Source organism: Candidatus Poriferisodalis sp. (genome assembly GCF_965198245.1).
Lineage (GTDB): Bacteria > Actinomycetota > Acidimicrobiia > Acidimicrobiales > Poriferisodalaceae > Poriferisodalis.
The window spans coordinates 3987563-4013241 of the sequence record NZ_OZ240249.1 but is presented as its reverse complement, the minus strand read 5'-3'; the positions used below and the strand labels follow the sequence as shown (position 1 = coordinate 4013241).

Genomic DNA, 25679 nt, shown 5'->3' with positions numbered 1-25679 from the left:
AGGGCGGGCCGTCGAAGCTCCCCCTGACACGGCCTCTGTCGCCTCGTCCGACATGACACATGCAGATGCGGTGTCGGCTGAGACGGTGCCGGGCGACGGCCCCGACGCCGGCAACGGCGCCGCATCGAGTGCGCAGGCGTCTTCGACGACGAGGCAGCCGTCTGCTGACCGGCCCGTGTGGGAAAGCCCTGCGACCTCCGGCAGCGCACCTGACTGCGCCGGCCAGCGGGCCAAGTGGCCCGACGCCCCGTCGAGCGGCAACACACCGACCGCAGAGCCCTGGAACGGCCCGGCCGTGTTCGATCTCGAACTCGCCGTCAACGGCGCCACACGCGCCGTCGAGTTGGTGTCACAACCCGGCACGGGCCGTCTGTTCGTGGTCGGCCGCGACGGGATCGTCAGCGAAGCCCGCAACGGCGGGCTGGTCGAACCCGCTTTCTTGGACATCGAGGCCGGGGTGCTGTCTCAATCCGACGCAACCGACGGAGACTCGGCGCCGCCCCCCGGCGCGGGCGTCGAGTCGCTCTCCTCCGAGCAGGGCCTGCTCTCGCTCGCGTTCCACCCCGATCACCAGGCCAACGGGCTGCTCTACACCTTCCACACCCGGTTCGGCGACGGGGCCAGCGTTGTCACCGAGTGGCGGGCCCGATCCGGCGGCGAGATCGACATGGGCTCGGCACGAACCGTCATCGTGTTCGAATTCCTCGACTACATCATGATGCACGGGTTCGCAGACCAGGCGGCCGGGCACTACCAATGGGGTGGTCTCATTGACCTGTGACGAGGCGTGCCGACGCACGCACGGGTGATCTGACAGGAAGCCGATATGGGCAAGATGCTTCGCGCAATGTCGGCCGGTATCGCAGTTGCGTGTGCGGGAGTGTCGTGCGCTCAGCCCGTGCCCTCGGACGGCGCCGAGGCACCGATGGGGTCAGTTTCAGACCTAGGCGCTGTTCAGGTTGCGTTGCCGGCAACTTCTGCAGGGCACACGGTGCCGGTCGGCAGCGATATCGAGTTGGAGCCGATCACCTCGACGACATCCACGGCAGCGACCACCACCGTCGCGGAGGTGACATTCGACGAGCCCGATGTGAGCGCGGCACCCGTTGCCGACTCGGCCCCGGCGCAAGCGCCCCCGGCTACGGCCGCGCCTGCTTCCGGTGATGAGGACGACACGGTCGGCTCGGCCGAACAAGTGCCACCAGAGGTGCTGAACACACACCTGCCGTCGGCTCCGTTCCGGGGGATCGTTCACATCCACTGGAATCCGGACACCAGGGAGGATCTCTTCAGTCCTCGTGTGAAGTTGTTCGACACTGCCCGCTCTGAGCTGACCGAGACTCAGCTCGACCCCGGCGAACTGGGGCCAGCACCCGTAGGCGTGGACAGGTGCTTGATGTGGCCGGTCGTGTCGCCCGCGGGAGTCGAGCTGTGGTTCTACGGCACCCAACGCATCAACGATGAGGTGTGGCCTCATGGGCTTGTTGTGGCTCAGGCGCCGTGGGGCGGACCGATGGTGGTGCACACAAGCGACCGTTCGGACTGGGACTTCAAGTATGCGTCGTTCGGGATGGCCGCTGCGTACGGCAACGACCGGATCGAGCTGACCGCGGACGACGGCGGGTTCACGCTCACGCTCGGCTCGCAGCAGGCACACTTCGACCTGGATCCCGGGCGGCCTGCGGGGGCGCCGCCCACGATCGTGGACCCCGACTATCGGCCCGAAGTCGACATCGGCTGGCTGTCGTGGATGGCGGGAACCAACGGGGAGCTTGTTGCGGTAGAAGCGTGGGACGGTCACGCGTGTGGCCGGCCCAATCGCCTGTACATCATCTCGTTTCGCACCGGCACTGTCGTGTCGTGCACGTCGAGCCTCGACCGGTTCGCGCTGGTCGCCACTGCGGACGCCAGCGACACCGAGGTGTGGCTCGAAGACGCGCAACTGCCGCCGTCCGCCAACCTCTCGGGCATGCCGTGCGAACCCTACGACGGCAACTTCGCCGCCCTCGTCCCCTCAGGCTCGCGAAGTGCTTCGGGTTCTTCTTTCGATTCCGACAACGGAACCACTGACACACGGCCATGAAGCGTGTGGTTGTTGTTCTCGGTGCCGTGGCGATCGTCATCAGTGGCTGTGACGGGGACCCGGGGCCGCCCCATGTCGACTCGCTGCCGGCAACGACTACCGCGATCGAGCAACCAGCACCCACCACCACCGAAGTTGACAGCCAAGAACTCGCCGATTCAGGCGATAACTTGCCGGAGCCTCCAATCACGTCTTCGGACGAACCTCTCGACCTCGACACGGAGACAGCGTTTCACGACGCAAAGGCCGACACAACTGTGCCGAAGGATTTGTCGATACCTGAGGTGACTGCTGGCGAACACCGCTCCGAGGAAGATCCTCAAGCTGAGCCCGCTGCCGAAGAACCTGTGAATGAGGCGACGCAATCGTGGGATATCGCCTGTGCGTCAGCGGGGTCCCTTTCAGCCCTGTCACCGAGCGCTCCTTTTCGAGGACTGGTGCATGCCGGCGCCCGCGAAAGGGAATCGGAGACGTTCGGTTGGGTTCTTGATATCGGCTTCAGTTACTTGAGCTCAAGCGATTATGAAGTAAGTCGTCTGTGTCTGGAAGTACCTCAAGTGAGCTATTGTCAGACTTGGTTGGGGGTATTCCCGCACGGCCTGAACTTTGATGTCTCTGGAGGTGTCGAGACGGGCACGGTGCGCTCGAATTGGGACAGCCTACCGCAGTGGCAGCCGGGTCCGCCGGAGGTATTCGAGTGGCCAGGGTGGCCGGATCCCACGTTCGGGCGGTTCCTGAGATATGGCAATGACACCTTTGAGCTGACGGAATATGCCAACGGGTTCGCGCTCGAATACCAAGACATCCGCCGCGAGTATTACCTAGGGCCGTGGGAACCCTACCGTGGCAACCATGATGGACGCCTGTCCCCCGACGATGCCCTTTCGGGAAGCGAGTACGACAACTACGGTACGTTCTATTTCGCGGGCACCGACGGCGAGCGTATCGCGATCGAATATTCGCACTATGAGCCTGCGTGCCACTACCAGAGGGATCTATACATTATCTCGCTCACTGAAGGCATTGTCGAGCCGTGTATCAGTTTCACCAGTGGGGATGACTTCAGACTGGCTGCAAGCGACGGTGCCTATGAGCCAATTGAGGATGTTCGATTGCCTCCCAGCGGATGGCTCTACGAAACCCCGTGCACCATATTCAGCTCGAGTGTGCGCGGTGCCAGATTCGGAGGACCAAACACCGACTGGCAGGCGCTTGCAGAACTTGTATTCCCCTCAGAGAAATAGGGACTCAATTCAAGTGGAAGTGTTCCGACTTGGAGGGCAATCATGAGCCCCACCGTGACCTGTAGCGACGCGTGTCGGCGCACGCATCGCTGATCTGACAGGAAGCCGATATGGGCAAGATCCTGCGCACGATGGCGGCCGGTATCGCAGTTGTGTGTGCGGCAGTGTCGTGCGCTCAGCCTGTGCCCTCGGACAGCGCCGAGGCACCGGTTGGGTCGGGTACTGGGCTAGGCGCCGTTCAGGTTGCGTCGCCGGCAACTTCTGCAGGGCACACGGCGCCGGTCGACAGCGACATCGATCTGGAGCCGATCACCTCGACGACATCCACGGCAGCGACGACCACCGTCGCGGAGGTGATTGTTGACGAGCACGCGGCCGAACCTGACGAGGACACAGCATCCGACGGTGACACGGCCTCCTCGTCGGAGCTTTCAAGTTCGGCGACGACCGAGCCGGCGCCCGACGCTCAAGACGACACCGCCGACGCGATCGGACAAGTGCCACCACAGGCGCCGAACACGCACCTGCCGTCGGCCCCGTTCCGCGGGATCGTTCACACCCATTGGAGTTACGTCTGGGGAGCGGACGAAGCCCCTCCTCGTCTGCTGTTGTTCGACACCGCCCGGGCTGAGCTGACCGAAACCGAGCTCGACCCCGGCGAGTTCGGGCCCGCACCCGTTTTCGTGGAAGGGTGCCTGATGTGGCCGGTCGTGTCGCCGGTGGGGGTCGAATTGTGGTTCTACGGCACCCAACGCATCAACGATGAGGTGTGGCCTCATGGGCTTGTTGTGGCTCAGGCGCCGTGGGGCGGACCGATGGTGGTGCACACAAGCGACCGTTCGGACTGGGACTTCAAGTATGCGTCGTTCGGGATGGCCGCTGCGTACGGCAACGAACAGATCGAGCTGACCGCGGACAGCGGCGGGTTCACGCTCACGCTCGGCTCGCAGCAGGCACATTTCGACTTGAATCCCGGGCGGCCTGCTGGGGCACCGCCCACGACCGTGGACCCCGACTACCGACCCGAAGTCGAGGGAGGCTGGTTGTCGTGGCTGGCGGGAACCAACGGAGCATTCGTCGCCGTGGAGGCCTTCGACGGCCACGCCTGCGGCTGGCCCAATCGCCTGTACATCATCTCGCTTCGCACCGGCACCGTCGTCGCATGCACGTCGAGCTTCGACCGGTTCGCGCTGGTCGCCACCGCCGACGCCAACGACACCGAGGTCTGGCTCGAAGACGCGCAACTGCCGCCGTCCGCCAACCTCTCGGGCATGCCGTGCGAACCCCACGACGGCAACCTCGCCGCCCTCGTGCCCTCAGGCTCACCAAGTGCTTCGGATTCTTCTTCTGAGTCTGACAATGGAACCACTGACACACGGCCATGAAGTGTGTGGTCGCTGTTCTCGGTGCCGTGGTGATCGTCATCAGCGGCTGCGCCGCCGAACCGGGGCCGCCCCATGTCGACTCGCTGCCGGCAACGACTACCGCGATCGAGCCTTCGACGCCCACCATCACCGAAGTTGACAGCCAAGAGCTCGCCGATTCAGGCGATAACTCGCCTGAGCCTCCAATCACGTCTTCGGACGAACCTCTCGACCTCGACACGGAGACAGCGTTTCACGACGCAAAGGCCGACACAACTGTGCCGAAGGATTTGTCGATACCTGAGGTGACTGCTGGCGAACGCCGCTCCGAGGAAGATCCTCGAGCTGAGCCAGCCGCCGAAGAACCAGTGAATGAGGCGACGCAATCGTGGGATATCGCCTGTGCGTCAGCGTGGTCCCTTTCAGCCCTGTCACCGAGCGTTCCCTTCCGAGGACTGGTGCATGCCGGCGCCCGCGAGAGGGAATCGGAGACGTTTGGCCCCGTTCTTGATATCGGCTTCAATTACATCCATTCTCGCGATCAGGGCACTACTCATCTTTGCTTGGAGATACCTGGGTCGTGGTATTGCCAGACCTCGTTGGGTGTGTTCCCTAACGGCCTGAACCTAATGATTACTAGAGACTTCGAAGAGGGCACAGTGCGCTCGGATTGGGGCAGCCCACCGCAGTGGCAGCCGGGTCCGAGTGAGGTGGTCGAGTGGCCGGGATGGCCGGATCCCACATTCGGGCGGTTCCTGAGATATGGCAATGACACCTTTGAGCTGACGGAATATGCCAACGGGTTCGCGCTCGAATACCAAGACATCCGCCGCGAGTACTTCCTAGGGCCGTGGCCACCTCGTCATGGCAACGACGACGGGCTGACTTTCTCGAATGCTGTCCTATCGGGAAGCGAGTACGACAACTACGGTACGTTCTATTTCGCGGGCACCGACGGCGAGCGTATCGCGATCGAGTACTCGCACTATGAGCCTGCGTGCCACTACCAGAGGGATCTGTACATTATCTCGCTCATTGAAGGCATTGTCGAGCCGTGTATCAGTTTCTACAGTGGCGATGATTTCAGACTGGCTGCAAGCGACGGTGCCTATGAGCCAATTGAGAACATTCGGCTGCCTCCCAGCGGATGGCTCTACGAAGATCCGTGCACCTTGTTCCGCCCGAGTGTGGCAAGTGCCAGATTCGCAAGCGCCAGATTCGGGGGACCAAACACCGACTGGCACGCATTTTCAGAACTCGTGTTCCGCTCGGGGGAATAGGCACTCAATTCAACTGGAAGTGATTCGACTTGGAGGGCAATTGTGATATTCACCGATTGCGATTCCGCAAATGTACCAACGTGACGGCAATTGACGTAGTGCTCGGCGCTGCCGAGGCCAGGCGTTCTGATGAAGCCGAGGCTCCGTCCGATCGTCACCTTGGGCTCGTCGAGAGCCTCGGGATCTTCGCCCGACGTGACAATCGAGCCAATCAAACACAGCCATGAGACGCTCTCGTGCATGCATCAGTGATCTCTCAGGGAGCTGATATGGGCAAGGTGATTCGCACAATGTCGGCCGGCATTGTTGTTGCGTGTGCGGCGGCGTCGTGTACCCAGCCTGAGCCCTCCGCCGGCACCGATACGCCGATCGGGTCGGGTTCTGTGATGGTCGTCGTAGAGGCCCCATCACCGACAGCCTCCGCCGGGCAAGCGGTGCCGGTCAACAGCACCGACGAAGTGGGACCGAACACCTCAACGACGGCCACGTCAGTGACGGCCGCCACCGCGGAAGTGACACGCGACGAGCCCCACGTGAGCGCGGCGCCCGCTGACGACACGACCCCGGCGCAGGCACCTCCGATTACGGCCGCGGCTGCTTCTGGTGATGAGGACGACACGGCCAGCAGGCCTTCGAGTGACAGATGCACGCCGCCACGATCACCTTCCGCCGATGTTCCTCCCGAGCCGTTTCGTGGGTTGGTGCATGCGGGGATGCCCTGGTGGATCGTCCAGACGGGCTCTTGTTCAATGCCCCGATCAGCGGCGACTCTGGGTCATTGGAACTCAATGCGCACCTGAGATGGGGCAGCGCCCTGCAATTCGAGCTCGAACCCGAAGATCCGTCGGCCTGGCCACCGTGGCCCGACGGGGCTTGGGAGCGAACTTTGCCCTACGGCGACTATGTGTTCGAGCTCGCCGACTACGGCAGCGGATTCGTACTCGAGTACGGCGGCATTCGCCGTGAGTACCACATCGGGCCTTGGAGCCATGAACGCGTGAGCGCCTCCAACATCCAGCCCGGAGATGCCCCGGGGCACAGGCACGAACCGCCCGACGCCCCGCTGTCGGGGACAGCCGATTACTACGGCATCTTCTTCTTCGCAGGTACCGACGGCGAGCGGATCGCCATCGAATCTGTTCACAACGAACCGACATGCGGCGCAGCCAGGGAGGTCTATCTGATCTCGCTGCGCGACGGAACCGTGCAGACCTGCATCGGTACCAATGGCGCAGTGCGGCTCGCTGCGAGCCCTGGCTCATACACACCCCTCGACGATCTTCGGCTGCCGCCGAGCGGCTGGCTCTACGAACAGCCGTGCATCTCTTACAGCCACGAACGACTGCCAGCAGTCGCAGCTCACATCACCCCGCAGAATGCGGGCAGGAGGTGAATTCGCTTGCCGGGCAGACGGCGCAGCCTCATGGACACATTGGACACGGCATGTTCGGGGAGCGCGAGACGGCGCGCTGATGACATGCGGCGATGTCACCGCGACCACAGCCGTGATCGGTACCACTGTCGCCAGACGTCCCGATGAAGTCGAAGTCCCCTTCGGCGGACACCTCGTCGGTCAGACATGCACGCCCAACAGCGGCGACCTTGCGTCACTCGTCGCCCCGGGCTCGTCGAGTGCGTTGGGTTCTTCGCTCGAACCTGACAATGGGCCAGCAACACACAGCCATGAAGCACACCGGCACAGTCCTCTGTGTTCTGGCGATCATCGGTGGTGGCTGTGCCATCGGTCCGGAGTCCCGCCCACCCGGCTCGCTTCCAGCAGCGACTACCGCGATGGAGCCATCGACGCCCACGGATACCAAATTTGACAGCGAAGACGTAGCTGTCCCAAGCGACACTTCGCATGAAGCTCCTGTCGAGACGGCGGTTCCAACCACTACGGCCGCAGCAGTCGAACTAGGCGGTGTGGCGGTGGTTGCCTTCCACTTGCCTGGCACTGCGACGCCGATCCAGAACCAGCAGGTGGGCTTCGGCCGCGACGTGGGCGCAACCGGGGTATTCGATCCCAACGTCGACGGGCAGTTCCTGACGTTTTGGCGCATGCCCGACGCTGCGAGTTCAGCAGGGCCGGCCGCATTCACCGACGATCAGACCGGCTCGACGTGGACCGTGCTCGGCCGGGCACTCGACGGCCCGCTGGCGGGCACCCAGCCCCAACCCATCGAGCACGTCGACACGTTCTGGTTCGCAGCGGCCGCCTACGACCCCGAAATCGAACTCCTTGCCGTCCCTTAGCCCGCTGTTTCGGTGAGACGGGCAGCTGTGGGGGGGGGGGGGGCAGGGGCGTGTGTGCGGCACCCCAGCAGTTTCGCTGCATGCCGCTAGCCTGCGCTGTGCTGAATCCTGGATCAGATCGGGTCACGACTCATGCCGACGCGGCTCTCTCAAATTCTCAAGCGATCATTCGATCCCGAGGCTGTGAAGTCGAGCGTCGAATCGCACGAACGCAGTTTCGAGTTTGGTCGCCGCAATGGTCGAGATCGTCGCGTCACCGACCATTGGGGTTTTGTAGAGAACTACTACGATCTCGCCACCGACTTGTACGAATACGGCTGGGGCGAGTCATTCCACTTTGCGCCGCGGGTACCCAGCGAGAGTCTCCGTGAATCGATAGCGCGTCATCAGCACTATTTCGCACTCACTCTTGGCCTGCGGCCGGGCATGCGTGTGGCAGATCTGGGATGCGGTGTGGGTGGCCCAGCGCGGGAGATCGCACGAATCTCGGGGTCGCAGATCGTGGGCGTCAACATCAGCGCCTACCAGATCAAGCGCGCTGTCAGGTACACCGAGGATGCCGAGCTGAGCCACGCAGTCACCTACATGGAGTCCGACTTCACCGACATCGATCAGCCGGACGAGTCATTCGACGCCTTGTACGCGTTCGACTCCACGTGTCATGCACCTGACCGGATCGATGTGTTCGCAGAAGCCTTTCGCCTGCTCAAGCCCGGCGGCTGCTTCGCCTCGCACGAGTGGTGCGTCACCGATCGGTTTGACCCGCAGGATTCGCACCATCAGCAGATCAAGAACGACATCGAGCTGGGGGGAGGGCTCCAAGACATCCCCTCCACACACGAAGTGGACAGCGCTTTGCAAGAGGTGGGTTTTGAATCGCTGGAAGCCCGCGACCTGGCCGAACAGAATGGTCCCTCGATCCCGTGGTATGAGCCTTTGGTCGGCACCGGCCTGTCGCTGGTGAGCCTCAGGAGTTCGCGCCTCGGACGGTCGGCGACCTACCATTTCCTGCGGCTGCTCGAGGCTCTCCGGGTGGTGCCACGAGGCACACCAGGAGCGTCGAGAATTCTCAATATCGGTGCGGCGGCACTCGCAGAATCCGGCCGGTTGCAGATCTTTACCCCGATGCACTTCGTGGTGGTGCGCAAGCCGGCGTAACCCCTCGCGAGTGTCCCGGCACGGACGGCCGTGCGGTCGCTGACTGCACGCGACGATGGCCTGTGCGTTCAGGCGCGCTCTGCGGCTCGCTGCCGCGCCCCCACGCGCCGAACAACACGGTGAACACCACGATCCCCGTGAGCGCGAGGCTTCCGACGACTGCGGCATACGCCGGGTGGTTGGAGTGTTCCCTGCCGCACACGGTGTACCACTCAGCCCCGTGCGCCGGCGGCGTGGCGCAGTCGAACGAGTAGTCCTCGTCGTAGTCCGACACGCAGAGGTATTTCTCGCGCGTCCCACCAGTGATGTCGGACTCCTCGACGCCGCAAGGGCCGGGCAACTGGTGAATGCCGACGCTCACATGGGACTGCGGTGCGAAGAAGGTCATGTTGAAAGCGAGCATGAGGAAATAGACGGCGGCTACGCGCCCAAGCCAGTCGACACCGAGCTTGCCCGGGCCCGAACGGCTGCGCTGTGCCAATGCCACGATGCCGTAAATGGCCACGCCGACGCCGAACGCCGCATAGCCAGGCGTGCCGCCGTCGGTCAACTGCAATGTGAACATTTGCGCCATCATCGTCGGAGTGATGAGGCACGCAGCCAGCGCGAGGCCCGTGAAGAACCGTGTGCGGGTGACGTTCCTGTCACGCACGACTAGATCGATCGCCAGCGCGAACGAGCCCGTGAACGTGAGCACCCACAGGCTGCTGCTGAGAGGAGCTCCGAAGAACCGCTCCGCTATCGCGGGGTCGGTGTCATGCCAGGTCCACCACAGGAACTTTGCGCCGACGATGTCGTAGGGCGCATAGAACAGGCAGGCGACCAGGCCGGTGAGTGCCGACGCAGACCAGCGCCCTAAGCCCAGCCGCCGGATGCCGACCGTCGGCCAATACATGAACAGCACGTACACGCACGGGATGTACAGCGGCAGCCGTGGAGTGAGCATGATGCTCGCCTGCGCCTGCCAGAAGTTGTCCACCAGCGGCAACGCAATGAAGATCAGATCGTTGGCCGTGCCGGCGATCAGTGCGGCAGCCCAGATGAACCAATTGGCGCGCCCAGAACGGAGCGCGTGGACCAAGGCGAGCACGGCGCACCCGATGATGACGTATTCCCCGATCAGGAACGTCGGCTGCGCGGCCCACTGCTCAGCAGGGCTGGTGAACACTTTCCATGGTAGATGCGGCGACGCATCCCACGGGAGAGTTCTCATTGTCGGGACACGCTGCCAGCACCTGGCCTGTCAGTACCTGATGAACGGCTCGAGACCACGCCCCTCGCCGGCGTCGCTGCGATCGCGTTCGCCGCGCCCGCCGAAGACCTCCGGGCCATAGCGCCTGCCGTGCCTGCGAAGCGTGCCGTGCAGACGGTCCCAGATCATCAGATGCTGTCCGAAGTTCACATGGACCCAGGCGTGATGGTCATCGTGGAACCGGGAGGGGGGCTGCCACGGCAACGCCGAGGTCAGCCTGACACCGGAGTGGTCCACGACGTTGTACACGAGGATGTACAGCAGGATTGCGGCGACCGACGCTGCGTGAAAGGGGATGACGAGCAGCGGTGTCAGCGTGGCCGCCTGCAGTGCTAGCAGTTCGACCGGGTGCAAGGCGATCGCCACGTACGGCGTAGTCGCGACGAAGCGATGGTGAAAGCGGTGCAAGCGCCTGAACAGCAATCTGGTGTGCAGCGCGCGGTGCACCCAGTAGGCGATGTAGTCCATCAGCACGAACAGCAGAACGGTCGAGCCGATGGTGTACGCCCAGCCGGAAGCCCCAGCGATCTCGGTGTAGATCGGCGGGTCGAAGCTGCCGCTGACGATGGCGTAGACCAGAACGCCGGTCAGCACACCGCTCAGAGCCATGTTCCTAGTGCCGGACCGAATGGCAAGGCGGTGAAGCTCGGGCGTCAGGAAGCGCTCTGGCTGGAGCTTCCACGACTCCAGTGCGTCGCGCCGGCGGACGTAGTAACGGTAGTGGAGGTAGCCGGCCACGGCGTGATAGACGGCAAGGCCCACGAAGCTGGCACCGCCGACGCATGCAGCGAGAAGGTCCCAGTCGACATCCCTCACACGGGCTGATCCACACGCTGTGGCACCGTCATGTCTGTCGCGGATCCTCGGTGAAAGTCTGTCACGACAGATCTAGCCGGCGCCGATCTGGCTGAGCAGGTACCGCTCGACGCCGATGTCATCGATGAGGCTCTGCTGGGTCTCGATCCAGTCGAGGTGCTCTTCCTCGCCTGCGAGCACGTGTTCGAGCAACTCCCTGGTGCCTGCGTCGCCCTCTTCCAGGCACAGCCGCACGCCCGCCCGGTAGCGCTCGATGGCGTGTTCCTCGAGCTGTCGATCCAGCGAGAGCTGCTCGGGCACGGTCTCACCGACCATCACCGTTCCGAGGCGCTGCATGTTGGGGAGCGCGTCGAGCAGCAGGATGCGCTCAATCAGCTTCTCGGCGTCACGCATCTCGGAGATCGATTCTTCGTGGTACTTCGAGGCCAGCCGGCCGTAACCCCAGTTGTCGGCGATCTTCGAGGCTGCAAAGTACTGGTTGATGGCCGTCAACTCGGCCGTCAGTGCTTCGTTCAAGAACTCAATGACCTCGGGTGATCCCTGCATGGCACCACTCTATGCGCCTGTTGTGACAAGACCGGCATGAGATTGCGCTGCGGCCGTGCACCGGGTTGACGAATCGCGGTGAGGGAAGCAGGCCTGTGGCGATGTGGGTTGGGCCCGGTTTCGGCTGCTGGCTCGGCCGTGGTGGCCGTCGTGACGCTGCTTTTGATGTGACACCGTGTGTTTATGGTTCTTGTCATGAAGCGCACAGACGTTCGCAGCGGTTTGGCGGAGGGAATGCCGACAGGCTCGGTGCCGCCGGGCGACGCTGTCGGGGCGGTGTCGGCTGGGCTGGCACCGACTGTCGGTTCGGTGTCGTCGCTTGAGCCGGTGTCGTCGCTTGAGCCGGTGTGGCCTGTCGGGTCGGTGTCGCCTGTCGGGTCGGTGTTGTCGGTGTTGTGCGGGGCGCGTGACGTGGTCGCTGGGGCGTCGCGGGTGCCGTTGGGTGACGCAGACAGCGAGACGCTCATCCAGGTCATCGCCGCCGCCGGGCTTTTGCGCTCAGCGACACAAGCGCTGCTGCTGGGAGCGACCGCTGCTTTGGAAGCCGCCCGTCCCGGCTCGGGCCGCACGGCGCTGCGCGACCAGGCACGTGCGAGCGGGCGCGCTGCCAAGCGCACCGTGCAGGTCAGCGAACAGGTCGCCCAGATGCCCAACGTGGCACGCGGCCTCGCCGCGGGCGAGCTCACCGCGGAGCACGCCGAAGTGCTCGCCGACACCGCCCGGCGCACCAGCCCCCAAGCCGTCAACGACGCCGCAGAGCTGCTGCGCGCCGCTGGAGAGGTCTCGCCTGAGACGCTGCGCCACGACGCCCGCAGCTTCGCAGCCCACCACGACCCCGACTCCGCCCGGACCGTGCTGGACCGCCAACGCCGCGACCGATCCGCGGCGCTGTTCGTCGACAAGGCCACCGGCATGGGCGTGCTCAACGCCCGGTTCGACCCGATCAGCTACGCATTGGTGCTCCAAGCAGTCGAGAACTACAACGACGCCCTGTGGCGCCAAGACGGCGGACGCGACGGCACCCCAGCCCAGATACGCGACAACCGCCAGCGCCTCGCCGACAGCGTGTTCGAGATGCTCACCGACCGAAACGCCCTAGCCACCATCGGACACCCCGCCGCCCGCGCCCAGCGCAGGCACAGCGACACCACCCACAACGCCGACAGCGACGCCGAATCGGTCCACGACGGCGCTGCCAGCCACGATGCCCACGACGGCGCTGCCAGCCACGATGCTCACGGCGGCGCTGCCAGCCACGATGCTCACGGCGGCGCTGCCAGCCACGATGCTCACGGCGGCGCTGCCAGCCACGGTGCTCACGGCGATGCCGAATACCGTCCGCGCAGCGAAACCGAGCGCGACCAGGGCGGCGGCGGTCCTGGCGGGGACGACGATGTCGTGCCTGTGGGCACTGCGGGTCGCTCGGTTGAGCGGTGGCGGCCCTCCCAAGCACCCAACCAGCTCGTGATCATCGCCGACATCGGCGTCATCGACGGCACCAAACCCAACGGGCTCTGTGAAGTGCTCGGCACCGGACCCGTCCCGCCAGAGATCTTGAACAACCTGTCGCCGGACACGCGTATCAGCGGCGCGATCTTTGGTGGACCTGGACAGGTGCTGTGGCTGGGGCGCGGCCGCCGACACGCCAGCATCGCCCAGCAGCTCGCCATAGCGATACGAGACAGCGGCTGCGTGCTGTGCCGCGCCCCCATGCACCGCTGCAAGTTCCACCACATCGACGAATGGCACGCCGACAACGGCAGCACCGACACCGACAATCTCGCCGCCCTCTGCGGGGACTGCCACAACCATCTCCACAAGAACAACCAGCGCCTCCTCCGGCACCCCACCACCAGCCGATGGACCACCGAACCTCGCACCGACCCCGACGACACGTGCGTCCCGAGAGCGCCGCCTTGATGCAGCGCGGCGACACATCGTCGCCGGCAGATGCGTCGCTTGACGCAGTGCTAGACGCCGACGGCGATGGTGTCGAAAGCGATCGAGTGAACCGCCGTGTGCTCGGGATCCATCAACTCAAGCCTGCACTGTTCGAGCACGGCGCGGATCATGCCAACGCAGCTGCCGCAATCGGTGCCGGCACCGCACGCTGCACCTATTTCGAGCGCTGTCGTTGCGCCCTGTGCAACGAGGTGCCGGATAGCGGCCTCGTTCGTGGCGAGACACTGGCAGATGATCATCGAAGCAACGATCTCCAGTTCTGCACAAGCGGGCACCTGCGAGCGGTACACGCAACCTTGATGCTCAATGTTAGGCACCGCTAACGCGGCGCGCACAAGCACCGACACCCAAGTACCGGCATCGGAGCATCACTCGACCGGCGCTCGATCTGTCTGCTGCGCAGGCGTTCGCGCTGCCGCTGGTCGGACGTTCCGCTGCTGTTCGGACCTTCGCGCTGCTGTTCGAGCGTTGCGCTGCTGTTCGAGCGTTGCGCTGCTGTTCAGGCGTTCCGCCGCTGCTCAGTTGTTCGCAGTGACCAGGATCCGGGCTGCGGTGTAGGCGCTGACGCCCACGGTGCCCTCAACCATCTCCACCGTGGCCGTGCCGTCGGGCGACACTGACATGAGCGTGCCTGTGCGGCCCGGCATCAGCCCCGACTGTTCCAGGAATTCCAGCTGTCCGGGTTCGAATTCGAGTTCCTCGGGAATGCGTTGCACGATGAAACCACCGGTCGCCCCGACGTCGGCGAGCGGCTTCGCATTGACCGGCGCGACGTAGTCGGAGCCGGGGATGGGATTGCCGTGCGGGCAGGTGTTCGGGTCGTTGAGCACGTGCATCATCGCCCGCTCCACGACAGGAGAGATCACGTGCTCCCAGCGGCCCGCTTCGTGATGGGCATCGGCCCAGCTCAGCTTCAAGATGTCGGTCAGGAACCGCTCGGCCAGCCGGTGCCGGCGCACGACCGTCGTGGCGATCTGCTGGCCCTCGTCGGTGAGGGTGATGTGGGCATCGTCGTCAACCTTGACGAGGCCTTCACGCTGCATGCGCCGGATCATCTCGGACACCGCGGGCCGCGAGACTTCAAGCCGCTCGGCAATGCGGGCCTGGATGACCTCGACGCCGTCCTCTTCCAGCTCGTACACCGTCTCGGAGTACTCCTCGAAAGCAGGGTGGTATTCCACCGGCGTGTACCCCATGGTCGCCACCATAGCTGTGACCCCGAGACCCGCTGCACCGGGTTTGCGGGTAGCTGGTGCGTTCGCCGGGGCAGAGTTCTTTGCCGTCGCACCAGTACGGCCTCAAGGTTCGCGGGCGCTCACGTTCCGGCCGGGGCAGACTGGCGCAGCGGTTCGGCCCCGACGGCCGGAGAAAAACGGAGCGCGTGATGGATTTGCAGTTGGCAGGCAAGAACGTCCTGGTGACAGGCGCAGGCCAGGGACTCGGCCTGGCCATCGCTGCTGCGTTCGCCGACGAGGGCGCCAACGTCGCCTTCGCCTACCACGCGTCGAGCGAAGGGGCCGAGAAGGGCGCCGCCGCAGCACAGGAAGCCGGCCGGGCGGCGCTCGCCGTGCGATGCGATGTCACCAGCCAGGAAGACGTCGAGCGCACGGTTGACGAGGTCGTGAGCGAATTCGGCGGCATTGACGTGCTGGTCAACAACGCCGCGTACACCGACACGGGACCGTTCATCGACATTGACCCTGACGAGCTCCAACGCATGGTTGACGTGACCGTCATGGGCATGATGCGGATGACCCAGGCCGTTGTGCGGCACATGGTCGCCGCCAATATTGCAGGATCGATCGTGTCGCTCATGGGCGACTCGGGTCGGGTGGGCGAAAGCCGCCTGGCGGCCGTGGCCACGACACGGGCATCCACCATGGGCCTGATGAAGTCGGTGGCCAAGGAATTCGGCCGCAACGGGATCCGAGCGAACACGGTGTCGCTTGGCCTGGTGCGCTCGGAGCGATTCGCCCATCACACCGGCAATGCCGACGGCGAGCGCATGGCCCGCATCGCCAAGATGTACCCGCTGCGCCGGGTCGGCGTTCCCGACGACGTGCCGCCGATGGTGCTGCTGCTGGCCTCGCCGCTGTCGGGTTGGACGACCGGCCAGACCATCTCGGTCAACGGCGGCTACTCAATGGTCTAGACGACCCATTTCGTCTACCCGGCTCGCGCCCGCGCAGCCGGTCGGACGTCGGTCGAGGAGAAAAAAGCGTGGCAGACGAGCCGTTCCGACTGGACGAGACAGCGCCGACTGAGGGCGACCCATTCGGCCAGTCGATCCCGCGGCGAGAGGATCCGCGACTGCTGCGGGGCCGGGGCCGCTATATCGCGAACGTCCGCTACGACGGACAGCTCGCGGTCGCGTTCGTGCGCAGCCCGGTCGCACACGCCCGCATCGTGAGCATCGACACCTCCGCTGCGCTCGACGCCCCCGGTGTGGTCGACATCGCGACCGGTTCCGACCCGGACTTTGCCCCCATGGCGCTGGTGGCCGAGTCAGCGCTGCGGACCCACATCGCCACGCCCCAGCCGGTGCTGGCGGCGCAGAAGGTCCGCTACCAGGGAGAGGCGGTAGCCGCCGTCGTCGCCACGAGCTCAGCGTTGGCGGCCGACGCCGCAGAACTGGTGGACGTCACCTACGCCGAGCTGACCTGCCACGTCGACGCGGTCGCTGCGGCCGCCGATCCGGCCGATCCGGTGCACGACCTCGCTCCCGACAATCTCATCGTCACGAGGCTGTTCGACGCCGGCGAAGTCGACCGGGCACTCGCCGACGCGCACATGGTGATCGAGCGGGAGTACCGCACGAACCGCCACGGCGGGACACCGATGGAAGGCCGTGGCGCGGTGGCGCGCTGGAGCAGCGACCGGACCAAGCTGACGCTGCACGCGACCTCGCAGGTCCCGCACCTTCACCGCAACGGCATCGCAAAGGTGCTGGGCGTGCCCGACAGCGCGGTGCAGTTGCTTGTCGGCGACGTGGGCGGCGGCTTCGGCATCAAGGCGGTGCTGTATCCCGAAGATCTGGCGATTGCACAGCTGGCGCGACGGCTCGGACGCCCAATCGGCTGGATCGAGACACGCTCGGAACATCTGCTGACCGCCCTGCACGCCCGCGACCACCACTACACAGTGCGGGCCGGTTTTGATCCTGACGGGACGCTCATTGCCGTCGACGCGGTGCTGCACGCCAACGTGGGTGCATACAGCGCGCCGCCGTGGACCGCAGGGGTCGAGCCGCTCATGGCGGGCGGGCTGCTGACCGGGCCCTACAAGCTCGGCCACTACCGCTGCAACGTGCTGGGTGTCGCAACCAACACCACGCCGACGGGTCCCTATCGAGGTGTGGCGCGGCCCGCCACGGTCTTCGTCATGGAACGCCTGCTCGACGACGCTGCCGCGGCGCTGGGCCTCGACCCGCTCGACATCCGCCGCAAGAACCTGGTGACACCCGACGACCTGCCCTATGTCGCACCCACCCGGCTGGTGCACGACTCGCGCACCTACCTCGACTGTCTCGAAGGAGTCGTCGAGCGTGTGGGGTACGACGAGTTCCGCGCTCTGCAGCGGGCATCTACGGCATCAGGCGGCGACGGCCGGCTGCTCGGCATCGGCTTCGCTTGTTACAACGAGCTGACCGGTCTGGGCCAGAAGGCTTCCGCGGGGCCACGGCTGCCGTTCCGCACCGGCCACGAGTCGGCCAGCGTGCGCATCGACCCCACCGGTGCGGTCACCGCTGCGATGGGTGTGACCTCCCAAGGCCAGGGTCTCGAGACCACGATGGCCCAGGTGGTGGCAGCCGAATTGGGCATCGACGTCGACGACGTGTCCGTAGAGATGGGTGATACCGACCGGATCTCCTTCGGGCTGGGAGCATTCGCCAGCCGCCAGGGAGTCATCGGCTCGGGGGCCGCAACCCTCGCAGCCCGCACCGTGCGAGCCAAGATGCTCACCATCGCCGCGCACCTGCTCGAAGCCGAGCCGGAGTGGTTGACCATTGACGACGGCCTGATCCACACAGCCGATGCGCCGGCGGTCGGCGTGACGGTGGCCGAGGTGGCTCGCGTCGCCTACTTCGAGCCGCAGCGCCTGCCACCCGGCACCGAGCCTGGCCTCGAAGCCTCCCGCTTCTACGACCCGATCACCGGCACCTTCGCCGCGGGCGCCCAAGCCGCCATCGTCGAGGTGGATCCCGACACCGGCGAAGTGGAAGTGCGCCGGATCGTGTGCGTGGAGGACACCGGGCGGACGATCAACCCGATGATCGTGGACGGCCAGGTGCAAGGCGCCATTGTCCAGGGCGTGGGCGGGGCGCTGTACGAGCACTTCACCGACGACGGCAACGGGCAGCTGCTGTCGGGCACGTTCATGGACTACCTGGCGATCTCAGCGGACCGTGTGCCGCCGATCGAGCTGGGGCACATCGCCGATCCCGCCCACAACCTCAACGGCATCCGCGGCGTGGGCGAGGGCGGCACGCTCGGCCCGTACGCCGCAATCGCCAACGCGGTGTGTGACGCGCTCGCCCCCTACGGCATCACGATCGACGACTTGCCGCTCAGCCCTGCTCGCGTCCACGCTGCGCTGGCTGCCGCACGCCAGTAGCCGCTACGCGTGCTTCTCGCTGCGGCTCAGGCGTTGGCCCCTGAGCCGAGGTAAGCATCGACGACGGCTTCGTTGACCCGGATCTCCGCCGGCGTGCCTTCCGCGATGATCTGGCCGAATTTGAGCACGTAGATGTAGTCGCAAACTTCCAGGACGAGGCCCATGTCGTGGTCGATCAACAGGATCGACACGCCGCCCGACGCCACGTCGGTCAGCCGGCGGCCCAGCGCCCTGCTCTCGGTGTTGGTCAGGCCGGCGGCAGGCTCATCGGCCAGCACAACGCGGGGCCCCGGAGCCAGCGCCCGTGCGACACCGACAAGCTTCTGGCGACCGAGCGGCAGGTTCTGGGGCCGCGCCTCGGCGTCACCGACCAGACCCACAAGTTCCAGCGCCTCGTCTACCTGCGACTCGTCTGCGGGTCGCGTCGGCACCACCATGTCGGCAAGCACGGCACGGATCGAAGACCGCTCGGCTGCGACCTGAACGTTCTCGCGCACCGACAGGTCGCCGAACAACTCGAGCGACTGCCACGTCCGCGTCAGGCCAAGTCGCGCCCGTTGGTGCGGCGCTTGGTGGGCCAGTTCCTGCCCGTTGAAGGTGATGCGCCCTTGCGAAGGGACAAAACCGGTCAGCGCGTCGACCACGGTTGTCTTGCCGCCGCCGTTCGGCCCGATCAGCCCCACGATCTCGCCCTCACGGATACGCAGCGATGCCCCATCCACAGCCGTCAGACCGCTGAATCGAACCGTGAGGTCTTCGACGGCGAGCACCGTCGGTGCCGCATCGAAGCTCGACGGGCGTGCGGGGCGCGCGTCGTCTGCCATAAGCGCGGGAGAATCGACGAGGGTCGGGGCGGCGCCGGGGAGTTCAGCCGTGCTGCCGCCGCCTTCACGGACGGCCCTGACGGCACGCCTCGCGGAACGCATGGCCCTGAACTTTGCGAGGTTCTGGCGGTATGCACCGGCGACGCCTTCGGGGAAGAAGATCGCGGTCAGCACCAGTCCGATGCCAGCCAGGAACTGGTACCACCTCCCCAGCGATGCCGCGCGGTCGGCCACGACGTAGCCGATGCCGAGGGGCGCAAAGATCCCGGCGATGATTGCCCCCGCAACACTGGTAATGCCGCACAGGTAGGCGAGTGCCAAGAAGCTCAGGCCGACCAGCACTGCGAAGCTCTCAGCAGACAGCTGGCCTCGGCTGTAGCCGATGAACGCACCACCCACGCCGGCCAGGAACGAGGAAATCCCGAACGCCAGCAGCTTGGTCTTGGCAACGGAGATCCCGACCGAGGCGCCAGCGCGCTCGTTTGATCGCACTGCCAGGAATCGCCGCCCGGTGGCGCTTCGGGCAAGATTTCCGACCACGACGCCGCACACGGTCACCACGATGAGCACGAGGATCCCGAACTCCAAACGGGCGAAGTTCCGCCCCTCGCGCACCCCCAGGTTGATCCCGAACAAGGACGGATCCGAAATGGGGTTTCCGAACAAACCGGTGATGGAGGGATTGCGGAAGACGAACTCCTCGAGCGCGACGGCACCCGACAAGGTGACCACGGCTAGCTGTGCACCCCGGATGCGAAGGGCTGGAATCCCGACCAGAACACCGAAGACCGTCGCCATGAGAGTCGCCAGCAGCGGCGAGATGGGAAACGGGATGCCCATCGAGTCGCCCAGCTTGCTGAGCGCGAAACCTGAAGCCCCGGCGATGGCAGCTTGGGCCAGCGAGATCTGCCCGACCAGACCCGTCAGCACCACCAGCGACAGCATGACGATCGTCATGATCATGCTGGTGATGACGCCCAGCCGGTAACTGCCGTGGGTCACGACGGTCAACACGCCTGCCGCCAGCGCAACCAGCACCACCACTGACGGGCGCATCCGTGGCCGGACCACCTCCGGCAGGGGATCAGCTTCGACCGCACCTCGGGTCGGCAGCGAATGGCCCAAGCCGAACAGGGCGATCACGATGACCCCGAACGGCAGCGCATGGGACAGCCCGGTGATCGCCCAGTCCGGCCACCATGGATTGGTGGTCTGGTAGACGACGATCGACTGGAAGATGCCGAGGCCGAACGCGGCCGTCACCGTGATGGCGATGGACAACAACCGGCCGATGACCGCAGCGGCCAGCGCCGGCACGATGGCCAGCACGTAGGTCAAGGGATTCAAGGTCACAAGCGGCGACGTCAAGATGACGAGGAAGCCGACGATCGTGCTTGACAGCACCCACGTCGAGCCGGCGAGGACCTGCGGCGAGTAGCGGGCGAGGCTGATGGCCCGCTCATTCTCGGTGGACGCCCTAGTGGCAAGGCCCAGGCGAGTGAACCGGAACCAGGCCCATGCCAACGCGGCAGTTACCAACACGACGGCGGTGAGCCACAGGCGGTCGCGTGAAAAGTTGATGCCGGCGAAGCTCACGGGCTCGTTCGGCAGGATCGGGCTGACGATGCGAGCCGAGCTGGTGAAGTGCATCACGATCATCGCTTGGATCACCAACAGCACGCCGACCGACGCCACGACTCGCGCCAGGATCGGGGCGCGTCGCAGCGGCCGGAACACGAGAAAATGCACCATCAGGCCGATGAGGCTGCACGACAGCACGGCGAGCACGATCGCTGCCGGAAACGGCACCGAGCCTGAGCTGCCGCCCAGGCTGACGCGGTGCCGAACGACGATGACCGGCAGCACGAGGTCGCCTGTGCGGCTCAGCTCCTCGAAGACGTATGCCCCCCACATCGCCATCGCGCCGGTGGCGAAGTTGATGATGCCCGTGCCCCGGTACGTAATGACCACGCCCATCGACAACGCCGCGTAAATGCTGCCGAATCCCAGCCCGACGATTGCGAAGAGGAGGTACTGCTGCACTTCAGTCGGGCCGACCCCTCATGTCTGATTGCTCTGCGCGTCTCAGGGCGTCTCGCGTCTAGAAGCCGCTGTAGGAATAGGCGTCGAAGAAACCACCGCCGATCGGTACCCGGCCCACCGTTCCGTCATCGCGTTCTTGGATCTGCCAGACCATGATCTCCGACGTGCAGTGCGAGGACTCCGCTGGCCATGGCGCTTGGCCGCAACGCAGGTTGGGACCGAACCAGCCAGGGGTCTCGCCTGCATTGCCAAAGGCCGCAATGATCGACTCGGGCGTGATCGGGCCTTCGATGGTCTCCAGGATGAACTCCAGCTCGCGCCACGCCGAATACGGGGCCACAGCGAAGCCGTCGATCATGTTCGCGTAACCAGCGGCTGTCATGTCCTCCCTGAATGCCTCGAGACGCTCCGCGATCTCGGGTGGTGCGAATTGTTGGATCGACGGAATCCACTGGTCGCCCTGGGTGTAGGTGCCCAGTGCGGCCGGACCCAGCAGGTCGATGTAGATGGTGCATGAGCCGGCGAAGATCGGCTTGTCGAAGCCGCTCGCGGCAGCCGACCCGACCATGCCGATACAGCCGAACTCGTCCAGCTGGCCCATGAGTCCTTCGACGCCCGCCGTCTGCGCCGCCGCGATTGCGGCGGTCCAGTCGGGTGCTGAGGAATCGACCACGATGCGCACCATCTCGATCCCGTTGTGTTCGAGGACGGGCCCGATGATGTTGTCCAGGAAGTCCAAGCCGGTGGGCGAGTCCTGGGTGATCACGCCGATGTGGTCGATGCCCAGATCCTTGAACGTCTTGGCCGGGCCCACGGCGTAGGCCCCGGATGCCGCGTGCAGCAGGAACGCGCCAGGACTGTTTCTCTCGGTGGGGCCCCACGAGTTTGACGAGACATAGGGGATACCGGCGTCGAGCCACAGGTGGATCGCTGCTTCTGAGGACAGTTCGAGTCCCATGTAGGCGAGGACGACGTCTTCCTCGATGAGCTTGATGGCGCAGTTGATGGCACCTTCAGGCGTGCCGTCGGACAGGCAGACGATCGGCTCGATCATCGCCCCGTTGATCCCGCCGGATTCATTGATGGTCTGGATTGCCACCTCACCGCCGACTCGCAATTCGGGCAGCGAGATAGCGCCTCCCTCGTTGTTGACGTAGCCCACCTTGATGACTTCGCCCGTGCGGTCGACGGCAGTCGTGTCGTCTGAGGTGTCACCGCTGCCGTCGCCGGCTCCATCACCGCCATCACCCGCCGAGGCGTCAGCTGCGCCGTCGCCGTCGTCGGTGGTGACTTCGGCGTCTGTCGTGTCGGCGCCAACGTCGGATTCGGTGGTGGCTGCAGGCTCTTCAGCGGCGACACCGTCGTCGGAGCCGCCGCATGCGGCAGCGGCGAGGCCGAAGGCGAAGAGCAGTGCGAGCAGTCGAGACAGTCGAGACAGTCGAGATGTCATGAGGTCCACGACGCTACTCGTGGTTGAGTGTGCGCTCGCCGAGATAGCTGGCCTCAAGCACCTCGGGACGCTGCGCCAATTCGTCGGCAGTTCCTGACAGCGCCAGCTCGCCATGATTCAGCACGTACGCCCGGTCGGCGATCGCCAGCGCGGCGTGCACGTGCTGCTCGACCAGCAGCACTGCCGTGCCCGTCTCGTCGGCTATGCGTCGCACTACCGGAAGCAGCCGCTCCACAATGATCGGGGCGAGGCCGAGGCTCATCTCGTCCACCATCAGGAGCTTCGGATCGGCGATGAGCTTGCAGCCCAGTGCCAGCATCTGCTGTTCGCCGCCTGAGAGCAGTCCCGTCCGGCGGTCCAGAAGATCCCCCAGGGCCGGGAACCAGCCCACCACGTCAGCTTCGGTGACTTCGCTGCGACGGTGGCGGTGCAGGCGCAGGTTCTCCGCCACGCTGAGCTGGAAGAAGATGCCGCGATCCTCGGGCAACAACGCGGCGCCCCTGCGGGCCACCTGATGTGCGCTGGCACCGTCGAGAGGCATGCCGAGCACATCGATCTCGCCGTCGATGGGCTTCAAGACCCCTGCGATGGTCAACAGCGTGGTCGTCTTGCCGGCGCCGTTGGGTCCCAGAAGCGCCACCACTTCGCCGGGATGGACGTGCAGGGACAGGTCACGCACGGCCGGCACGCCGCCCCAACCGGCAACCAGGTTCCGTACGTCCAGCGCGGGCGCCGTAGCGGCGCTGCCGTTCGGGGTCGGGGCTTCCCCTGGGTTCATGTGACTGGGTTCATGTGACTGGGTTCATGTGACTGGGTTCATGTGACTGGGCTCATGTGACTGGGTTCATGTGACTGTGTTCATGTGACTGGGCTCATGTGTGGACCTCGGAACCAAGGTAGGCGTCGATGACGGCCTCGTTCGCACGAATGTCCGCTTGGGTGCCCTCGGTGATCTCGGATGGCGCAAACTCGGCCGATCCTGTGTCGCACCACGCTTGACTGTCGTTGGTGCCTGCAGCCTTGCGCTGCCATGGTGAAAGAGTCGGGCGGGTCCGGACATGACAGCCATGATGGCTGTCTGCATGCTAGGTGCCCACGACAAGGATTGGTTCCGGGATGTCTATTTCGAGACGTACCGGCCGCTGCTCGCGTACGCGCGTCGCCGGGTGGACCACGCAACCGCCGATGAGGTCGTCGCCGACACGTTCTTGACAGCGTGGCGCCGGCGCGACGACCTTCCCGACGGCTCCGAACGGCTGTGGCTGTTCGGCGTGGCCCGCAACATGATCCGCAACGCCGCACGCTCGAATAGGCGACGCCAAGCAGCGCATGATCGGCTGCGCATTGCGAACCCTCCAGAGGCGTTCGACAGTGTCGCCGATGTCGCTGATGACCGTTCGACACTGCTGCGAACGGCACTCGACTCCCTGTCCGAGGCCGATCGTGAGGTGCTCATGCTCGTGGCTTGGGAGGAACTCAGCCATGGCGAGATCGGGCAGGTTCTGGGCATCTCGGCCAACGCCTCGGCGATCCGTGTCCACCGGGCTCGCAAACGGCTCGCCGCGCGCCTTGAGCACCTCGAGCATCTCGACCACTCAGAGGCGGGCGAATCGAACGTGAAAGAGCTGCGCCGACGCGGACAGGCAGCAAGAGAACGGGTCGATGAGCATGAGCCAGAGCGGCCCGACGACGATTCGGCAAGGAAGGCCCAATGACCGGCACCGATATCCACGACGCTCTGCTCATCGAGCTGCGCCGAGCCAACCCGGTCAACGTCGATTCGCTCGCATCAGCGACCGACCCGGACCCGGCGTGGACGCTGGAGATGATCCTGGCGGACACCGGAGACGCACCACCGCCCGTTCGAACGCTTCGCAGCGCATCCCCATTCGGTCCACACGCTCGTCAGCGGTGGATCAATGCCGCTGCTGCAGCCGTCGTGATCTCACTCGTAGCAGCGTCGACGATCGTCGCCTACGACACGGGCACCGGCCGCGACGCGACTGCTGCGGTGCACCAGGCCGTCGAGGCCACGATTCAGGTCAGCGACTCCGCCACCTCGCAGACGACGGTCACGTTCGACTTCGACGACTTCGCTGAGCCGTGGGAATTGACCGTCGAGGCGACGTTCTCGGACGGGAACGTCCAGTACCGGCTGACCCCCGGACCCGCCCTGCCGGAGGTGGGCATCCCGCAGATGGACTCCTACACCGAGGTCATCGTCGACGGTCAGGCGTACCGTTCGGTTGCGGAGGGACCATGGGAGGGTCCCATTCCGATTGCTTCCGAGACAGATGCTCCAGGCTCCGTCGGACCCATCCAGTCGAACCTGACGTTCGGCGTCGCGGTCGACGACCTCGGAGGTCTCTACGACTTCATTGACGTGGGTGACGAGAACCTCGATGGCACCGCAGTGGCGCACTACCGCACCCACACCACGCCTGCCGGCGCAGGGGCCGGCTTCCACATGTCGCTCGGCATGTTCATGATGATGACGAGCCAGGCGCCAGCCACCCAGCCCGACGGCATCCAGCTCGACGTCTGGGTCGACGGTGACGATCTCATCCGACGGGTGAGCTACAGCGCCACCATCGACGGCACCGGAACCTTCAGGGTCGTCACGGACTGGGCCGATTTCGGCGACGCCCCGCCGATCACTGCGCCTACGAACTGAGCCCCGCCATCGTCACGTGCCGGCCGCCGCCGATTGAGCGCAGATCCGGCTTGGGCGACCCCTGGTCTCGACTGCAATGATGAACCCCAGACGTGTTGGCCCAGCGGGCTGGCACC

At 65.3% G+C, this 25679-nt stretch carries 23 protein-coding genes; 13 read left to right on the top strand and 10 right to left on the bottom strand.

Going from position 1 to position 25679, the window contains the following annotated elements; translation table 11 throughout:
* Positions 1-52 precede the first annotated feature (52 nt).
* The 5 genes from ACOCMM_RS17820 (at position 53) to ACOCMM_RS17800 (ending at position 5971) form a co-directional block, all read left to right on the top strand.
* Positions 53-781, top strand: a complete 729-nt coding sequence (locus ACOCMM_RS17820) for a hypothetical protein (RefSeq protein ID WP_419554473.1) — start codon at positions 53-55, stop codon at positions 779-781.
* Between the two features lie 45 nt (positions 782-826).
* Positions 827-2083, top strand: coding sequence for a hypothetical protein (locus ACOCMM_RS17815; protein WP_419554472.1), 1257 nt, complete (start codon positions 827-829; stop codon positions 2081-2083).
* On the top strand, positions 2080-3327 hold the full coding sequence (locus tag ACOCMM_RS17810) for a hypothetical protein (protein ID WP_419554471.1): 1248 nt from the start codon (positions 2080-2082) through the stop codon (positions 3325-3327). Before ACOCMM_RS17815 ends, ACOCMM_RS17810 begins: the two co-directional genes overlap by 4 nt.
* Before the next feature lie 110 nt (positions 3328-3437).
* Complete coding sequence (locus ACOCMM_RS17805) at positions 3438-4712, top strand: hypothetical protein (protein ID WP_419554470.1); 1275 nt, start codon at positions 3438-3440, stop codon at positions 4710-4712.
* Positions 4709-5971 (top strand): hypothetical protein, encoded by a 1263-nt coding sequence (locus ACOCMM_RS17800; RefSeq protein ID WP_419554469.1) that lies wholly within the window; start codon positions 4709-4711, stop codon positions 5969-5971. Before ACOCMM_RS17805 ends, ACOCMM_RS17800 begins: the two co-directional genes overlap by 4 nt.
* A 256-nt stretch (positions 5972-6227) precedes the next feature.
* Here ACOCMM_RS17800 and ACOCMM_RS17795 read toward each other — a convergent pair whose 3' ends face one another.
* A complete protein-coding gene (locus ACOCMM_RS17795) occupies positions 6228-6620 on the bottom strand; it encodes a hypothetical protein (RefSeq protein WP_419554468.1) in 393 nt (130 codons plus the stop codon).
* Between the two features lie 72 nt (positions 6621-6692).
* On the opposite strand from ACOCMM_RS17795, the gene ACOCMM_RS17790 reads away from it, so the two are divergent.
* The 3 genes from ACOCMM_RS17790 to ACOCMM_RS17780 all read left to right on the top strand — a co-directional run bounded on the left by ACOCMM_RS17790 (position 6693) and on the right by ACOCMM_RS17780 (position 9382).
* Complete coding sequence (locus ACOCMM_RS17790) at positions 6693-7364, top strand: hypothetical protein (protein ID WP_419554467.1); 672 nt, start codon at positions 6693-6695, stop codon at positions 7362-7364.
* A gap of 143 nt (positions 7365-7507) precedes the next feature.
* Positions 7508-8224, top strand: a complete 717-nt coding sequence (locus tag ACOCMM_RS17785; protein WP_419554466.1) for a DUF3179 domain-containing (seleno)protein — start codon at positions 7508-7510, stop codon at positions 8222-8224.
* A gap of 132 nt (positions 8225-8356) precedes the next feature.
* Complete coding sequence (locus ACOCMM_RS17780) at positions 8357-9382, top strand: methyltransferase domain-containing protein (RefSeq protein ID WP_419554465.1); 1026 nt, start codon at positions 8357-8359, stop codon at positions 9380-9382.
* Here the strand turns inward: ACOCMM_RS17780 and ACOCMM_RS17775 are convergent.
* The 3 genes from ACOCMM_RS17775 to bfr all read right to left on the bottom strand — a co-directional run bounded on the left by ACOCMM_RS17775 (position 9342) and on the right by bfr (position 11996).
* Positions 9342-10595 carry a hypothetical protein gene (locus ACOCMM_RS17775; RefSeq protein ID WP_419554464.1) on the bottom strand — a complete coding sequence of 418 codons (1254 nt, stop codon included), beginning with the start codon at positions 10593-10595 and terminating at the stop codon, positions 9342-9344. The genes ACOCMM_RS17780 and ACOCMM_RS17775 overlap by 41 nt on opposite strands.
* A 30-nt stretch (positions 10596-10625) precedes the next feature.
* A complete protein-coding gene (locus tag ACOCMM_RS17770) occupies positions 10626-11450 on the bottom strand; it encodes a sterol desaturase family protein (protein WP_419554463.1) in 825 nt (274 codons plus the stop codon).
* Between the two features lie 72 nt (positions 11451-11522).
* Positions 11523-11996 (bottom strand): bacterioferritin, encoded by a 474-nt coding sequence (gene bfr, locus ACOCMM_RS17765; protein ID WP_419554462.1) that lies wholly within the window; start codon positions 11994-11996, stop codon positions 11523-11525.
* 195 nt (positions 11997-12191) lie between these two features.
* On the opposite strand from bfr, the gene ACOCMM_RS17760 reads away from it, so the two are divergent.
* Positions 12192-13916, top strand: coding sequence for an HNH endonuclease signature motif containing protein (locus ACOCMM_RS17760; protein ID WP_419554461.1), 1725 nt, complete (start codon positions 12192-12194; stop codon positions 13914-13916).
* Between the two features lie 50 nt (positions 13917-13966).
* On the opposite strand, the gene ACOCMM_RS17755 is transcribed toward ACOCMM_RS17760, so the two are convergent.
* Positions 13967-14233, bottom strand: coding sequence for a (2Fe-2S)-binding protein (locus tag ACOCMM_RS17755; protein ID WP_419554460.1), 267 nt, complete (start codon positions 14231-14233; stop codon positions 13967-13969).
* A 243-nt stretch (positions 14234-14476) separates the two neighbouring features.
* On the bottom strand, positions 14477-15154 hold the full coding sequence (locus ACOCMM_RS17750; protein WP_419554459.1) for a metal-dependent transcriptional regulator: 678 nt from the start codon (positions 15152-15154) through the stop codon (positions 14477-14479).
* Between the two features lie 188 nt (positions 15155-15342).
* Here ACOCMM_RS17750 and ACOCMM_RS17745 point away from each other — a divergent pair, with 188 nt between their 5' ends.
* A complete protein-coding gene (locus ACOCMM_RS17745) occupies positions 15343-16110 on the top strand; it encodes an SDR family NAD(P)-dependent oxidoreductase (RefSeq protein ID WP_419554458.1) in 768 nt (255 codons plus the stop codon).
* A 68-nt stretch (positions 16111-16178) separates the two neighbouring features.
* A complete protein-coding gene (locus tag ACOCMM_RS17740) occupies positions 16179-18572 on the top strand; it encodes a xanthine dehydrogenase family protein molybdopterin-binding subunit (RefSeq protein WP_419554457.1) in 2394 nt (797 codons plus the stop codon).
* A 26-nt stretch (positions 18573-18598) separates the two neighbouring features.
* Here the strand turns inward: ACOCMM_RS17740 and ACOCMM_RS17735 are convergent, their stop codons facing one another.
* From ACOCMM_RS17735 to ACOCMM_RS17720, 4 genes are all read right to left on the bottom strand, one after another.
* Positions 18599-21439 (bottom strand): ABC transporter permease subunit, encoded by a 2841-nt coding sequence (locus ACOCMM_RS17735; protein WP_419554456.1) that lies wholly within the window; start codon positions 21437-21439, stop codon positions 18599-18601.
* Between the two features lie 58 nt (positions 21440-21497).
* The gene (locus ACOCMM_RS17730) at positions 21498-22889 is read right to left on the bottom strand and encodes an ABC transporter substrate-binding protein (protein ID WP_419554455.1); all 1392 of its coding nucleotides are present in this window, start codon (positions 22887-22889) and stop codon (positions 21498-21500) included.
* 13 nt (positions 22890-22902) lie between these two features.
* Complete coding sequence (locus ACOCMM_RS17725) at positions 22903-23667, bottom strand: ABC transporter ATP-binding protein (protein ID WP_419554454.1); 765 nt, start codon at positions 23665-23667, stop codon at positions 22903-22905.
* A gap of 94 nt (positions 23668-23761) precedes the next feature.
* Positions 23762-23842, bottom strand: a complete 81-nt coding sequence (locus tag ACOCMM_RS17720) for a hypothetical protein (protein WP_419554909.1) — start codon at positions 23840-23842, stop codon at positions 23762-23764.
* 105 nt (positions 23843-23947) lie between these two features.
* Between ACOCMM_RS17720 and ACOCMM_RS17715 the strand changes: the two genes are divergently transcribed.
* Together ACOCMM_RS17715 and ACOCMM_RS17710 are read left to right on the top strand one after the other, a co-directional pair.
* Positions 23948-24604 carry an RNA polymerase sigma factor gene (locus tag ACOCMM_RS17715; protein ID WP_419554453.1) on the top strand — a complete coding sequence of 219 codons (657 nt, stop codon included), beginning with the start codon at positions 23948-23950 and terminating at the stop codon, positions 24602-24604.
* Positions 24601-25563: a hypothetical protein gene (locus ACOCMM_RS17710; RefSeq protein ID WP_419554452.1), complete on the top strand. Its 963-nt coding sequence runs from the start codon at positions 24601-24603 to the stop codon at positions 25561-25563. Before ACOCMM_RS17715 ends, ACOCMM_RS17710 begins: the two co-directional genes overlap by 4 nt.
* The last annotated feature ends 116 nt before the right edge of the window (positions 25564-25679 follow it).